This window comes from Ramlibacter sp. PS4R-6 (assembly GCF_037572775.1).
Lineage (GTDB): Bacteria > Pseudomonadota > Gammaproteobacteria > Burkholderiales > Burkholderiaceae_C > Ramlibacter.
Map to the genome: position 1 here is coordinate 2,379,274 of NZ_JBBHKA010000001.1, position 14,471 is coordinate 2,393,744.

Annotated in this window: 15 protein-coding genes; all 15 read left to right on the top strand. The window is 68.3% G+C overall.

Features of this window, described 5'->3' with window-relative positions; genetic code table 11:
- Positions 1 to 23: 23 nt before the first annotated feature.
- The 15 genes from pyrH to carA all read left to right on the top strand — a co-directional run bounded on the left by pyrH (position 24) and on the right by carA (position 14,469).
- Positions 24 to 746, top strand: a complete 723-nt coding sequence (gene pyrH, locus WG903_RS11815) for a UMP kinase (RefSeq protein ID WP_340075516.1) — start codon at positions 24 to 26, stop codon at positions 744 to 746.
- Between the two features lie 29 nt (positions 747 to 775).
- On the top strand, positions 776 to 1,345 hold the full coding sequence (frr, locus tag WG903_RS11820) for a ribosome recycling factor (RefSeq protein WP_340075518.1): 570 nt from the start codon (positions 776 to 778) through the stop codon (positions 1,343 to 1,345).
- 17 nt (positions 1,346 to 1,362) lie between these two features.
- A complete protein-coding gene (gene uppS / locus WG903_RS11825) occupies positions 1,363 to 2,076 on the top strand; it encodes a polyprenyl diphosphate synthase (protein WP_340075520.1) in 714 nt (237 codons plus the stop codon).
- Positions 2,076 to 2,927, top strand: coding sequence for a phosphatidate cytidylyltransferase (locus tag WG903_RS11830; protein WP_340075522.1), 852 nt, complete (start codon positions 2,076 to 2,078; stop codon positions 2,925 to 2,927). The genes uppS and WG903_RS11830 overlap by 1 nt, the downstream gene beginning before the upstream one ends.
- Positions 2,924 to 4,117 (top strand): 1-deoxy-D-xylulose-5-phosphate reductoisomerase, encoded by a 1,194-nt coding sequence (gene ispC, locus WG903_RS11835; RefSeq protein WP_340075524.1) that lies wholly within the window; start codon positions 2,924 to 2,926, stop codon positions 4,115 to 4,117. The genes WG903_RS11830 and ispC overlap by 4 nt, the downstream gene beginning before the upstream one ends.
- A 10-nt stretch (positions 4,118 to 4,127) precedes the next feature.
- Positions 4,128 to 5,489 (top strand): RIP metalloprotease RseP, encoded by a 1,362-nt coding sequence (gene rseP, locus WG903_RS11840; protein ID WP_340075526.1) that lies wholly within the window; start codon positions 4,128 to 4,130, stop codon positions 5,487 to 5,489.
- A 56-nt stretch (positions 5,490 to 5,545) separates the two neighbouring features.
- Positions 5,546 to 7,840 carry an outer membrane protein assembly factor BamA gene (bamA, locus tag WG903_RS11845; RefSeq protein ID WP_340075528.1) on the top strand — a complete coding sequence of 765 codons (2,295 nt, stop codon included), beginning with the start codon at positions 5,546 to 5,548 and terminating at the stop codon, positions 7,838 to 7,840.
- Positions 7,840 to 8,355: an OmpH family outer membrane protein gene (locus tag WG903_RS11850; RefSeq protein WP_340075530.1), complete on the top strand. Its 516-nt coding sequence runs from the start codon at positions 7,840 to 7,842 to the stop codon at positions 8,353 to 8,355. The genes bamA and WG903_RS11850 overlap by 1 nt, the downstream gene beginning before the upstream one ends.
- A gap of 18 nt (positions 8,356 to 8,373) precedes the next feature.
- Positions 8,374 to 9,342: a UDP-3-O-(3-hydroxymyristoyl)glucosamine N-acyltransferase gene (gene lpxD / locus WG903_RS11855; protein WP_340075533.1), complete on the top strand. Its 969-nt coding sequence runs from the start codon at positions 8,374 to 8,376 to the stop codon at positions 9,340 to 9,342.
- Positions 9,339 to 9,794 carry a 3-hydroxyacyl-ACP dehydratase FabZ gene (gene fabZ, locus WG903_RS11860; protein ID WP_340075534.1) on the top strand — a complete coding sequence of 152 codons (456 nt, stop codon included), beginning with the start codon at positions 9,339 to 9,341 and terminating at the stop codon, positions 9,792 to 9,794. The genes lpxD and fabZ overlap by 4 nt, the downstream gene beginning before the upstream one ends.
- Positions 9,791 to 10,579 (top strand): acyl-ACP--UDP-N-acetylglucosamine O-acyltransferase, encoded by a 789-nt coding sequence (lpxA, locus tag WG903_RS11865; RefSeq protein ID WP_340075536.1) that lies wholly within the window; start codon positions 9,791 to 9,793, stop codon positions 10,577 to 10,579. Before fabZ ends, lpxA begins: the two co-directional genes overlap by 4 nt.
- Positions 10,580 to 10,586: 7 nt before the next feature.
- Positions 10,587 to 11,717 carry a lipid-A-disaccharide synthase gene (gene lpxB / locus WG903_RS11870; protein WP_340075538.1) on the top strand — a complete coding sequence of 377 codons (1,131 nt, stop codon included), beginning with the start codon at positions 10,587 to 10,589 and terminating at the stop codon, positions 11,715 to 11,717.
- Positions 11,689 to 12,396, top strand: a complete 708-nt coding sequence (gene rnhB, locus WG903_RS11875) for a ribonuclease HII (RefSeq protein WP_340075540.1) — start codon at positions 11,689 to 11,691, stop codon at positions 12,394 to 12,396. The genes lpxB and rnhB overlap by 29 nt, the downstream gene beginning before the upstream one ends.
- Positions 12,393 to 13,169 (top strand): TrmH family RNA methyltransferase, encoded by a 777-nt coding sequence (locus tag WG903_RS11880; RefSeq protein ID WP_340075542.1) that lies wholly within the window; start codon positions 12,393 to 12,395, stop codon positions 13,167 to 13,169. Before rnhB ends, WG903_RS11880 begins: the two co-directional genes overlap by 4 nt.
- Positions 13,170 to 13,305: 136 nt before the next feature.
- Positions 13,306 to 14,469 carry a glutamine-hydrolyzing carbamoyl-phosphate synthase small subunit gene (gene carA, locus WG903_RS11885; protein ID WP_340075544.1) on the top strand — a complete coding sequence of 388 codons (1,164 nt, stop codon included), beginning with the start codon at positions 13,306 to 13,308 and terminating at the stop codon, positions 14,467 to 14,469.
- Positions 14,470 to 14,471: the final 2 nt, after the last annotated feature.

Consider the following 14,471-nt stretch of genomic DNA (forward strand, 5'->3'; position numbering starts at 1 on the left):
GTATTCGAAAAGGACCTCCCCCCATGACCGACGCCAAGCCGGCCCACAAGCGAATCCTGCTGAAGCTGTCCGGTGAAGCACTCATGGGGGACGATGCCTTCGGCATCAACCGCGCCACCATCGTCCGCATGGTCGAGGAGGTCGCAGAGGTCGTGAACATGGGCGTCGAGGTGGCCATCGTCATCGGCGGCGGCAACATCTTCCGCGGCGTCGCGGGCGGCGCCGTCGGCATGGACCGCGCCACGGCCGACTACATGGGCATGCTGGCGACGGTGATGAATTCGCTGGCGCTCGCCGACGCGATGAACAAGCAGGGCCTGGTGGCCCGCGTCATGTCGGCCATCGCGATCGAGCAGGTCGTCGAGCCCTACGTGCGTCCCAAGGCCTTGCAGTACCTCGAGGAAGGCAAGGTCGTCATCTTCGCCGCCGGCACCGGCAACCCTTTCTTCACCACCGATACGGCCGCCGCGCTGCGCGGCGCGGAGATCGGCGCCGAGCTCGTGCTCAAGGCGACCAAGGTCGACGGCGTGTACACCGCCGACCCCAAGAAGGACAGCGCCGCCAAGCGCTACGAACGCATCTCGTTCGACGAGGCGATGGCGCAGAATCTCGGCATCATGGACGCCACGGCGTTCGCGCTGTGCCGCGACCAGAAGCTGCCCATCAAGGTCTTTTCGATCTTCAAGCACGGCGCGCTGCGCCGCGTGGTGATGGGCGAGGACGAGGGCACGCTCGTCTACGCCTGAGGGCAGAGGAAAAAGAGGAGAGCAAACCCATGGCAGCGACCAACATCCCCGAGATCAAGAAACACGCGCAGGAGCAGATGGACAAGACCATCGCCGCGCTGAAGACGACCCTCTCGCACATCCGCACCGGGCGCGCCAATCCCGGCATCCTGGACACCGTGCACGTCGATTACTACGGCAGCAACGTGCCGATCACGCAGGTCGCGAACGTGGCCGTGCTCGATGCGCGCACGCTCTCCGTGCAGCCCTGGGAAAAGGGCATGGGCCCCAAGATCGAGAAGGCCATCCGCGACAGCGACCTGGGCCTGAACCCCGCCGCGATGGGCGACCTCATCCGCGTGCCGATGCCGCCGATGAGCGAGGAGCGCCGCAAGGAGATGACGAAGCTGGTGCGCCACGAAGGCGAGAACGCCAAGATCGCCGTCCGCAACCTGCGCCGCGACGCCAACGACCACGCCAAGCGCCTGGCCAAGGACAAGCACATCTCCGAGGACGAGGTGAAGCGCTCCGAGGGCGACATCCAGAAGGTGACCGACAAGCACATCGCCGACATCGATGCGCTCATCCACCAGAAGGAGCAGGAGATCATGGCCGTCTGAGCCGGGTCTCCACTCACATGACGCATCAGCGCACCCCGCATCACGTCGCGATCGTCATGGACGGCAACGGCCGCTGGGCGACGCGCCGCTTCCTGCCGCGGGTCGCGGGCCACAAGAAGGGCATGGATGCGCTGCGCGCCTGCGTGAGGCATTGCGGCGAGCGCGGCGTGAAGGTGCTCACCGTCTTCGCCTTCTCTTCCGAAAACTGGAACCGTCCCGCCGACGAAGTCTCGGCGCTGATGGAGCTGCTGGCCGTCGCGCTCGCGCGCGAGGTGCCGCAGCTGGCTGCCGAAGGCGTGCGCCTGCACTTCATCGGCGAGCGCAGTGCGCTCAGCGACAAGGTGCGCGACGGGCTCGAAAAGGCCGAGGCCGCGACCGCGGGCAACACGAAGTTGGCGTTCAACGTCTGCTTCAACTACGGCGGCCGCTGGGACATCGCCCAGGCCGCAGCACGCCTGGCGGCGCGGGGCGAGCCGATCACCGAGGCGAGCATGGCCGAAGCCATGGCGCTCGCGCATGTGCCCGACCCCGACCTGATCATCCGCACCGGCGGGGAGCAGCGCATCTCCAACTTCCTGCTCTGGCAGGCCGCGTACTCGGAGCTGTATTTCAGCGACAAGCTCTGGCCCGATTTCGATGCCGCCGCGCTCGACGCCGCCTTCGCGGACTACGCGTCGCGCGAGCGGCGTTTCGGCAAGACCTCGGAGCAAGTGGCCCAGAAGGTGGCGTGATGCTGAAAACGCGCATCATCACCGCGCTCGTCATGCTGGCGATCCTGCTGCCGGCGCTGTTCTGGCCGTCGCCGTATCCCTTCGCGGCCGTCGTCCTCGTGCTGCTGGCGGGGGGCGCCTGGGAATGGGGCCGCCTCAATGGCTTGACCATGGGTGCATCGGTGGCGGTGGGCGTGATCTGCCTGGTGCTGTGCGGTGCGTCGTGGATGGCGGGCCTGATCGAAAAGCCCCTCGGCCTGCTGTGGGCCATCGCCGGCGCGCTGTGGGTGATCGGTGGGGCGCTGCTGCTGCGCATGGGCGTGGCGGGCTGGCCGCGCATCCCGCGTGCGCTGCGGCTGGTGCTGGGCGTGCTGGCCCTGTGGGTCGCGTGGCTTGCGGCGGCGCAAGCGCGCTTCATCGGCATCAATTTCCTGCTGTCGGTGCTGGTGCTGGTGTGGGTGGCCGACATCGCGGCCTATGCCGCCGGACGCACCTTCGGCCTGAAGTTCACGAAGAACAAGCTCGCGCCCGCGATCAGCCCCGGCAAGAGCTGGGAAGGCGCGTGGGGCGGCACGCTGGGTGTGCTGGTGCTGGGGGTGTGCTGGGTGCTGGCCGACCGTTCGCTCGACGCCGCGGTGCCCAGCCTGTACACGCGCCTCGCCACGGTCGGCTGGTGGCTGTTCGCGATCGCCGCGGTCTTCCTCACTGCGATGAGCGTCGTCGGCGACCTGACGGAGTCGCTCGTCAAGCGCAGCGCCGGCATGAAGGACTCCAGCAACCTGCTGCCCGGCCACGGCGGCGTGCTCGACCGTGTCGACGCGTTGCTGCCCACGCTGCCGCTGGCGATGTTCATCGCGGGAATCGTCGGATGAAGCGCCAGCGCGTCGCCGTCCTCGGCTCGACCGGCTCCATCGGCGCGAACACGCTGGACGTGATCCGCCGCCATCCCGCCCGTTTCGAGGTCTTCGCGTTGACGGCGGCGACCCAGGTCGACACCCTGCTCGAGCAGTGCGCGGCCTTCCAGCCGCAGCTGGCCGTGATGGCGAACGAGGCCGCAGGCCGCGAGCTCGCGCGCAAGATCGAGGGCCGCGGCTGGCCGACGAAAGTGCTGTGGGGCGCCAGGGCGCTCGAGGACGTGGCGTCGCACGAGCAGGTCGACACCGTGATGGCCGCCATCGTCGGCGCAGCGGGCCTCGCGTCGTGCCTGGCCGCTGCGCGCGCCGGCAAGCGCCTGCTGCTGGCCAACAAGGAGGCGCTGGTCGTGGGCGGCGAGCTGTTCCTGGCCGCGGTGGAGAAGGGCGGGGCGCAGCTGCTGCCCATCGACAGCGAGCATTCGGCGATCTTCCAGTCGCTGCCCGAAGACCCGTCGACGTGGCCCGCGCGCGTCGAGAAGATCATCCTCACCGCTTCGGGCGGGCCGTTCCGCACGCGCGACCCGAAGAGCCTGCGCGACGTCACGCCGGAAGAGGCGGTCGCGCACCCCAACTGGGTGATGGGCCGCAAGATCTCGGTCGATTCCGCGACGATGATGAACAAGGCGCTGGAGGTGATCGAGGCGCGCTACCTGTTCGGCCTCGCGCCCGAACGGCTGGAGGTGGTGATCCACCCGCAAAGCGTCATCCACTCCATGGTCCAGTACCACGACAAGTCCGTGGTCGCGCAACTGGGCACGCCGGACATGCGCGTGCCCATCGCCTACGGCCTGGCATGGCCCGACCGCGTCGAGTCCGGCGCGCAGGCGCTCGATTTCCACAAGCTCGCGGACATGACATTCGAGGCCATGGACAGCCGCGGGCACCCCGAGCGCTTCCCGGGCCTGGCGCTCGCCTGGCAGGCGCTTCGCGCGCCGGCGGGCACCACGGCTGTGCTGAATGCCGCGAACGAGGTGGCGGTGGAGGCCTTCCTGGCGCGCCGCATCCGCTTCGACGGCATCCATGCGGTGAACCTTGCAACTTTGTCGGCGGTTGCGGCATCCAACCCCGCAACGCTGGACGACCTGCTGGACCTGGACGCGCGCGCCCGCGCCGCCGCCACCGCCCAGGTAGCCCGGCTCCAAGCCTGAAAGGGGCCCGATGCTTTACTTCGTCGCTTTCGTCGTCGCGCTCGGCGTGCTGATCGCGGTGCACGAATGGGGCCACTACCGCGTGGCCGTGGCCTGCGGCGTCAAGGTGCTGCGCTTCTCGGTCGGGTTCGGCAAGACCCTGTTCCGCTACAAGCCGAAGAAGCAGCGCCCGGGCCAGGACACCGAATTCGTGATCGGCGCGTTCCCGCTGGGCGGCTACGTGAAGATGCTCGACGAGCGCGAAGGGCCCGTGCCGCCCGAGGAGCGCCACCTGGCCTTCAACACGCAGCCCTTGAGTTCGCGCACGATGATCGTCGCCGCGGGGCCCATCGCCAACCTGCTGCTGGCCGTGGTGCTCTATGCCTGCGTGAATTGGTGGGGCGTGCAGGAGGCCAAGGCCGTCATCGCGACCCCCGTTGCCGGCTCCATGGCCGAGCGCGCGGGCCTGCGCAGCGGCGACTTCATCGAAGGCGTGACCTTCGCCGGCGAGGACGAGCGCAAGGTGCGTTCCTTCGACGAGCTCGTGTGGCTGCTCACCAAGGCCGCGTTCGTGGACAAGGACGTCACGGTCCACGTCGCGGGCGGCCGCAGTGCCGCGCTGCCGCTGGGCGAGCTGCATGCGCGCGGCAGCGACCCCCAGCTGGCCAAAACCATCGGGGTCGTTTCGCCCTTTACCAAGGCAGGCATCGCGGAAGTGCTGCCGGGCGGCGCTGCCGAGCGCGCAGGCCTGAAGTCCGGCGACAAGGTGCTGGCCATCGACGGCGTGCGCATTGCCGACGGCGTGCAGTTGTTCGATGCGATCCGCGCGTCGGGCCGCAGCGGCACCGCGAAGACCCAGTCCTGGACCGTCGAGCGCGACGGCCGCACGCAGGACATCGCGGTGACGCCGGTCGTGGAGAAGGACGCCAGCGGCTCCTTCGGCCGCATCAACGCCCGCGTGGGCGGCGGCATGCCGGAGATGGTGCGCGTGCAGTACGGGCCCATCGAAGGCGTCACCCGGGCCGTGGAGCGCACCTGGGAGATGGCCGCCTTCAGCCTGCGCATGCTGGGCAAGATGGTGATCGGCCAGGCCTCGTACAAGAACCTCTCGGGGCCCATCACGATTGCCGAGTACGCGGGCAAGACCGCGAGCCTCGGCCTGATCCAGTACATCACCTTCCTCGCCCTGATTTCGGTGAGCCTCGGCGTGCTGAACCTGCTGCCTCTGCCCGTCTTGGACGGGGGGCACCTGATGTATTATCTTTGGGAGGCCGTCACGGGCCGGAGCATCTCCGACACGTGGATGGAGCGCCTGCAGCGTGGCGGGGTCGCGGTGCTGCTGCTGATGATGTCGATCGCGCTGTTCAACGACGTCACGCGCCTCTTTGGATGAACCCTGAAGTGCCGAAGAAAGCATCGCCATGAGCGATGCGGGCGAACCCTGATTCAATGAAGAAACACATCAAGCGCTTTCGCGTGCGTTCCGTCTCGGCCCTCGTGGCCATCGCTTTCGCCGCGAACGCCTGGGCCGTCGACCCCTTCAGCGTGCGCGACATCCGCGTCGAGGGCCTGCAGCGCGTCGAGCCCGGCACCATCTTTGCGTCGCTGCCGTTCCGCATCGGCGACCAGTACAACGACGAGAAGGGCTCCGCGGCGATCCGCGCGCTCTTCGCGCTGGGCCTGTTCAAGGACGTGCGCATCGAAGTCACCGGCGACGTCGTCGTGGTGGTGGTCGAGGAGCGGCCCACGATCAACGACATCGACTTCACCGGCATCCGCGAGTTCGACAAGGACAGCCTGCGCAAGGCCTTGCGCGACGTGGGCCTGACCGAGGGCCGCCCCTTCGACCAGGGCCTGGCCGACCGCGCCGAGCAGGAACTCAAGCGCCAGTACATCGACAAGAGCCTGTACGGCGCGCAGGTGGTCACCACCGCCACGCCCATCGAGCGCAACCGCGTGAACCTCACGTTCACGGTGACCGAAGGCGAGCCCGCCAAGATCCGCGAGATCCGCATCGTGGGCAACAGCGCCTTCAGCGAACGCACGCTCAAGGGCCTGTTCGACCTGGACGAGGGCAACTGGCTGTCGTTCTACACCAAGTCCAACCGCTACTCGCGCACCAAGCTCAACGCGGACCTGGAGACGCTCAAGTCCTACTACCTGTCGCGCGGCTACCTCGAGTTCCGCATCGATTCCACGCAGGTCGCCATCTCGCCGAACAAGCAGGACATCTCGATCACCGTGAACGTGACCGAGGGCCAGCGCTACGTCGTCTCCAGCGTCAAGCTGGAGGGCAACTACCTCGGCAAGGAAGACGAGTTCAAGTCGCTCATCACGATCAAGCCGGGAGAGCCCTACAACGCCGACCAGGTGACCGCGACCACCAAGGCCTTCACCGACTACTTCGGCAACTTCGGCTACGCCTTCGCCAGCGTCGAAGCGCGTCCCGAGGTCGACCGCGCCACCAACCGCGTGGCCTTCGTGCTGGTGGCCGACCCGTCGCGCCGCGCCTACGTGCGCCGCGTGAACATCTCGGGCAACAACCGCACGCGCGACGAAGTCATCCGCCGCGAGTTCCGCCAGTTCGAATCGTCCTGGTACGACGCCGACAAGATCAAGCTGTCGCGCGACCGCGTCGACCGCCTGGGCTACTTCAAGGAAGTGAACATCGAGACCACCGACGTGCCCGGCGCGCCGGACCAGGTGGACCTCAACTTCACGGTGCAGGAAAAGCCGACGGGCAGCCTGCAGCTGGGCGCCGGCTTCTCGCAGGCCGAGAAGCTCACGCTGTCGTTCTCCATCAAGCAGGAAAACGCGTTCGGCACCGGCCACTACCTGGGCGTGGACGTCAACACCAGCAAGTACAACCGCGTCATCGCGCTGCAGTCGCTCAACCCGTACTTCACGCCCGACGGCGTGTCGCGCGCGATCGACCTGTACCACCGCTCCTCGCGTCCCTACGAGAACCAGGGCGGCAACTACCGGCTCGAGACCACAGGCGGCGGCCTGCGCTTCGGCGTGCCGTTCACCGAGTCCGACACCGTGTACTTCGGCACGAACGTCGAGCGCGTGAAGATCGTCCCCGGCACCAACATCCCGGCCGTGTACCTGGCGTACGCCGAGCGCTTCGGCTACACCACCACCAACGTGCCGTTCACGGTGGGCTGGGGCCGCGACACGCGCGACAGCGCCGTCTCGCCGACCAAGGGCCGCTACCAGCGCGCCTCGGGCGAAGTGGGCCTGATCGGCGACGCGCACTACTTCCGCCTGGACTACCAGCACCAGCACTTCTTCCCGCTGACCAAGGCGTTCACGCTGGCCGCCAGCGGCGAGATCGGCTACGGCAAGGGCCTGCAGAACCATCCCTTCCCGGTGTTCAAGAACTTCTACGGCGGCGGCCTGGGGTCGGTGCGCGGCTTCGAGCAGAGCACGCTCGGCCCCCGCGACATCACGGGCTTCATCGCCGGCGGCACCAAGAAGCTCAACTTCAGCACCGAGGTGCTCACGCCGCTGCCGGGCGCCGGCAACGACCGCTCGCTTCGCGTCTTCGCCTTCGCCGACGCGGGCAACGTGTGGGGCGAGGAGGAGAAGATGTCCTTCAAGGACATGCGCGCCTCCGTTGGCTTCGGCCTGTCGTGGGTCTCGCCGATGGGCCCGCTGCGCCTGGCCTGGTCCAAGCCGGTGCGCAAGTTCGCGGGAGATAAACTACAGTCCCTGCAATTCCAGATCGGAACGTCCTTCTGATGAAGTACCTCGCCCGCGCCTGCACGACCGCCGTCCTCTTCGCGTCGGCCACGCTCGCGCATGCCCCGGCCTGGGCCGATGACTTCCGCGTCGGTTTCGTCAACACCGACCGCATCATGCGCGAGGCCAACACGGCGCGCTCCGCGCAGTCGAAGCTGGAGCAGGAGTTCTCCAAGCGCGAGAAGGAACTCAACGACCTCGGCAATTCGCTGAAGTCGGCCTCGGACAAGTTCGAGCGCGAGGCGCCCACCCTGTCCGAGAGCCAGCGCCAGCAGCGCCAGCGCCAGCTCATCGACATGGACCGCGACTTCCAGCGCAAGCGCCGCGAGTTCCAGGAGGACCTCAACTCGCGCAAGAACGAGGAGCTGCAGCAGGTGCTGGACCGCGCCAATCGCGTGGTCAAGCAGGTCGCGGAGCAGGAGAAGTACGACGTGATCCTGCAGGAGGCCGTCTACGTCAACCCGAAGCACGACATCACCGACAAGGTGATTCGCGCGCTCAACGCGGCGCGCTAGCCGCCAGCAGGCGCGTCCGTGGCGCACCGCCTAGGCTCCATCGTCCAGGCGCTGGGCGGCGAACTGCACGGCGACGCCGCACGTCCCATCGCCGAAATCGCGCCGCTCGAGTCGGCCGGCCCGGAAGCGATCAGCTTCCTGTCCAACCCCAAGTACCAGCAGCAGCTGTTCGCCTCCAAGGCGGGCTGCGTGATCGTGGGCGCCGCGGTGCGAGAAGCCGCCGTGGCGCGCGGCGACTGCATCGTCACGGACGACCCGTACCTGTACTTCGCGCGGCTGACGCAGTGGTGGAAGAAGCACGAGTCGCCGGGCGACGCCCCGCCCGTGCATCCCAGCGCCGTCGTGCACCCCGATGCGGTCATCGACCCCACGGCGCGCATCGGCCCCCTGTGCGTGGTCGAGCGGGGCGCGCGCATCGGCGCGGGCACGCTCCTGCACTCGCGCATCCACGTGGGCGAGCGCTGCACGATCGGCGATCGCTGCATCGTCCACCCCGGCGTGGTGATCGGCGCCGACGGCTTCGGCTTCGCGCCGCACGGCGGCGAGTGGGTCAAGATCGAACAGCTCGGCGCCGTCGTCATCGGCAACGACGTCGAAATCGGCGCCAACACCTGCATCGACCGCGGCGCGCTGGCGGACACCGTGATCGAGGACGGCGTCAAGCTGGACAACCTGATCCAGGTGGGCCACAACGTGCGCATCGGCAAGCACACCGTCGTCGCCGGCTGCGTCGGCATCTCGGGCAGCTCGCGCATCGGCGCGCACTGCATGATCGGCGGCGGCGTCGGCATCGCCGGGCACCTGACCATCTGCGACCACGTCACGGTGGCCGGCTTCTCGCTGGTGTCGGGCTCCATCCAGAAACCGGGGCATTACGCCGGCGCGTTCCCCATCGACGACAATGCGAACTGGTTGAAGAACGCCGCGGCGCTGCGCCAGCTCTCGGGGCTGCGCGACCGCGTGAAGGCATTGGAGAAGAAGACTTGAGCGCCCCCGTCCTGGACATCCACGGCATCCTGAAGAAACTGCCGCACCGCTACCCGATCCTGCTGGTGGACCGGGTGCTGGCGCTCGAGCCGGGCAAGACCATCCGCACGCTGAAGAACGTCACGATCAACGAGCAGTTCTTCAACGGCCATTTCCCCAACCGCCCGGTGATGCCGGGCGTGCTGATGATCGAGGCCATGGCGCAAAGCGCCGCGCTGCTGGCTTTCGCCACCGTTGGCATCGAGAAGCTCGACGACAACTCGGTGTTCTATTTCGCGGGCATCGACGGGGCGCGCTTCAAGCGGCCGGTGGAGCCGGGCGACCAGCTGGTGATGGACATCTTCACCGACCGCGCCAAGGCCGGCATCTACAAGTTCAAGGCGCAGGCGCGCGTGGGCGAGGACCTGGCCTGCGAGGCCGACCTGATGTGCACCATGCGCAAGGTGGCATGACAGCGGTCCATCCCACGGCGGTGATCGAAAAGGGCGCCGAGCTCGACTCCAGCGTCACGGTCGGCCCCTACACGGTGATCGGCCCGCACGTGAAGATCGGCGCAGGCACCGTGATCGGCCCGCACTGCGTCATCGAGGGCCACACCACCATCGGACGCGACAACCGCTTCTTCCAGTTCGGCTCCATAGGCGCCGCCAACCAGGACAAGAAGTACAAGGGCGAGCCCTGCGAGCTCGTGGTCGGCGACCGCAACACCGTCCGCGAGTTCGTCACCTTCCACATTGGCACGGTGCAGGACAAGGCCGTCACCCGCATCGGCAACGACAACTGGATCATGGCCTACACCCACGTCGCGCACGACTGCGTGGTGGGCAACAACACGACCATGGCCAACAACACGACGCTGGGCGGGCACGTGGAGATCGGCGACTGGGTGACGGTCGGCGGGCTGTGCGGCATCCACCAGTTCGTGAAGGTGGGCGCGCACGCAATGCTCGGCTTCCAGAGCGCCGTGTCGCAGGACGTGCCGCCGTTCATGCTCGTGGACGGCAATCCGCTTGCCGTGCGCGGCGTGAACGTCACGGGGCTGAAGCGCCGCGACTTCAGCGACGCGCGCATCGCCGCCGTGCGCAAGATGCACAAGCTGCTGTACCGCGAAGGCCGCACGCTCGAGGACGCGAAGGCCGCGATCGCGCAGCTGGCGCGCGAGACGCCGGAGGCCGCGGCGGACGTGCAGCTGATGTCCGCCTTCCTCGCGCAGGCCGAGCGCGGCATCGCACGCTGAGGTCGCCATGCGCTTCTCGATGGTGGCCGGCGAAGCATCCGGCGACCTTCTCGCAGGCCTGCTCCTCGAAGGATTGACCCGGCGCTGGCCGGCGTTGCAGACCGACGGCATCGGCGGCCCGCAGATGCAGCGGCACGGCTTCCAGCCCTGGTGGCCGCACGAGAAGCTCGCGGTGCGCGGCTACGTCGAGGTGCTCCGGCACTACCGCGAGATCGTCGGGATCCGCAACGCGCTGCGCGAGCGGCTCCTGGCCGACCCGCCCGACTGCTTCATCGGCGTCGATGCGCCGGACTTCAACCTCGGGCTCGAGGAAACGCTGAAGGCGCGCGGCATCCGCACCGTGCACTTCGTCTGCCCCTCGATCTGGGCGTGGCGGCCCCAGCGCATCCACCAGCTCAAGCGTGCGGCCGGCCACGTGCTGTGCCTGTTCCCCTTCGAGCCGGAAATCCTCGCGCGCGAAGGCGTCCCGGCGACCTACGTCGGCCACCCGCTCGCCAACGTCATCCCGAAGGAGGCCGACAAGGCCGCGGCGCGGGCGCAGGTGGGCATCCCCGCGGGCGCCGAAGTGCTGGCGGTGCTGCCGGGCAGCCGCGCCTCCGAGATCGATTACCACGCGGAACCATTTCTCGCGGCTGCGGCCAGGGTGCAACGCGCCCGGCCGGGCATGCACATCGTCGTGCCGGCCATTCCCTCGCTGAAAGCCCGCATCGAACATGCCGCGCGGCTCGCCGGGCTGCACCAGGACATCCACATCCTCGACGGGCGTTCGCACGAGGCGCTGGCCGCCGCCGACCTGACGCTGATCGCCAGCGGCACGGCCACGCTGGAGGCCGCGCTCTTCAAGCTGCCGATGGTGATCGCCTACCGCCTCCACTGGATCACTTATCGCCTGATGAAGCCGAAAGCCCTGCAGCCGTGGATCGGGTTGCCGAACATCCTGTGCGGCGAAACGGTGGTTCCGGAGTTGATCCAGTCGCAAGTCAATCCCGAGTCGCTCGCTCGCGCGCTCTTGGATTGGCTGGAAGCTCCTGACAGAATGGCGGCGGTGCGGGAGCGTTTCAGCGCCTTGCACGAACTGCTCGCCCGCGACACCGCCACGCTAGCCACCGATGCCATCGAAAAGACTCTCCAGGGGTGAACAGGCCCGCCTCGCGGGCTGGGAACCGGTGGGCCTGACCGCGGGCGTCGACGAGGCCGGGCGCGGCCCGCTGGCGGGCCCCGTGGTGGCCGCCGCCGTGATCCTGGACGACGCCAGGCGCATCCGCGGCCTCGCCGATTCGAAAATCCTCACCGCCCTGGCGCGCGACCGGCTCTACGACCAGATCCGCGACAAGGCCCTGTGCTGCTCGGTGGGCGAGGCGTCGGTCGAGGAGATCGACCAGCTGAACATCTTCCACGCGACCATGCTGGCGATGAAGCGTGCCGTGGAAGGCCTGCGCCTGAAGCCGGCGCGCGTGCTGGTCGACGGCAACCGCCTGCCGCGCCTGGAGGTGTACTGCGAGGCCATCGTCGACGGCGACGCCAAGATCCAGTCGATCTCGGCCGCTTCGATCATCGCCAAGGTCCACCGCGACCGCATCCTCACGCAATTGCACGACGAGTTCCCGCAGTACGGCTTCGCGGCCCACAAGGGCTACAGCACGCCCGAGCACCTCGAAGCCCTGCGCGCGCACGGCGCATGCAAGCACCACCGCAAGGGTTTCAGCCCGGTCGCCGCCACGTTCCGCACGCCCGAAGGCGAAGTCATCGAGCTGCGCGGCGCGCAGGACCTCCCACCGCCCGAGGCGCAGGACATCCCGCTGCGCGAGGCGCGGTGAGCGCGGGGCCGCAACTCATCACCTCGGCGGCGAACCCGCTGGTCAAGGACCTGCGCCAGCTCGCGCAGGAAAGCACGGCCTACCGCAAGCTCGGGCGCATCTGGCTCGAAGGCGACCACCTGTGCGGGGCGGCGCTCAAGCGCGGCGTCAGGCCGCAACTGGCCGTCTTCCCGCAGTCGCTGTGGGACGAGCAGTCGTTCCGCTTCAGCGGCGAGGCCGAGCGCGACGTGATCCTTCCCGACGCGCTCTTCGCCACCGTGAGCTCTCTGGAGTCGCCGGGCCACGTCGGCTTCGTCATCGAGGCGCCGCAGCGCCCCCCGATCGACCCGCAGGCCCCCAGCGTGGTCCTCGACCGCCTGCAGGACCCGGGCAACGTCGGCTCGATCCTGCGCAGCGCGGCGGCCTTCGGCTTCACGCAGGTGATCGCCATGAAGGGCACGGCGGCGCTGTGGAGCGCCAAGGTGCTGCGCGCCGGCATGGGCGCGCATTTCGCGCTGTCGCTCGTCGAGGCCGTGGAGACGCACGAGCTCGACACGCTGCAGGTGGCGCTCATCACGACCAGCTCGCACGAGGGGCAGCTGCTGCAGGAAGCGCAGCTGCCCTGGCCGTGCGCCTGGCTGCTGGGCCACGAAGGGCAGGGCGTGGACGACAACCTGGCCTGGCGGGCGAAGCTTTCGGTGCGGATCGCCCAGCCGGGCGGGGAGGAGTCGCTGAACGTGGCGGCGGCGGCCGCCATCTGCCTCCACGCCAGCGCCACGGCGGGCAGGGGATAAGGCCCTTCGATTTATAATCAGGGGCTTTCCCGCAATCCCCGTACGCCTAGCGCCTCCAAGCCCCCTCCCAGACAAAAAAGCACCAAGAGGTGAACTCTTGAGCGCGGTTGGGCGTACCCGAACATCGGAGAACCCAGTGCTTTTGTCTAAACAGGGAGCCCATCCGGCGGCCATCCTGGCGCTCGCGGACGGCACGGTCTTCCAGGGCATTTCCATCGGGGCCACAGGCTCCACCACCGGCGAGGTCGTCTTCAATACGGCGATCACCGGCTACCAGGAAATCCTGACGGACCCGAGCTATGCCCGCCAGATCGTCACCCTGACGTATCCCCACATCGGCAACTACGGCGTCAACGAAGAAGACGTCGAGGCCACGAAGGTCTACGCGGCCGGCCTGATCATCCGCGACCTGCCGCTGCTGGCCTCGAACTTCCGCACCCAGCAGACGCTGCAGGACTACCTGCGCGCGCAGGAGACGGTGGCGATCGCCGACCTGGACACGCGCAAGCTCACGCGCATCCTGCGCTCCAAGGGCGCGCAGAACGGCGCGATCGTCGCGCTCGCGGCGGGCGAGCAGGTGACACCGGCGATCACGGACAAGGCCATCGGCCTCGCGCGCTCCGCGCCGAGCATGGCGGGCCTGGACCTCGCGAAGGAAGTCTCGGTCAAACAGCCGTACGAGTGGGTCGAAGGCGAATGGCGCCTGGGCGCCGGCTTCGCCAGGCGCGAGAGCGGCAAGCACCACGTCGTGGCGTTCGACTACGGCGTCAAGAAGAACATCCTGCGCATGCTGACCGAGCGCGGCTGCGAGGTCACCGTGGTGCCGGCGCAGACGCCCGCGTCGGAGGTGAAGAAGCTCAAGCCCGACGGCGTGTTCCTCTCCAACGGCCCCGGCGACCCGGAGCCCTGCGACTACGCGATCGAAGCCTCGCGCGAGCTGATCGAGGCCGGCTACCCGACCTTCGGCATCTGCCTGGGCCACCAGATCATGGCGCTCGCCTCGGGCGCGAAGACCTTCAAGATGAAGTTCGGCCACCACGGCGCGAACCACCCGGTGAAGGACCTCGATTCCGGCCGCGTGTCCATCACCAGCCAGAACCACGGCTTCGCGGTGGACGAGAAGACGCTGCCTGCGAACCTGCGCGCGACGCACGTGAGCCTCTTCGACGGCACGCTGCAGGGCCTGGCCCGCACCGACAAGCCCGCGTTCTGCTTCCAGGGTCACCCGGAGGCCAGCCCCGGCCCGCACGACATTGGCTACCTGTTCGACCGCTTCGTCGGGTTGATGGAGAAGAAGTAAGC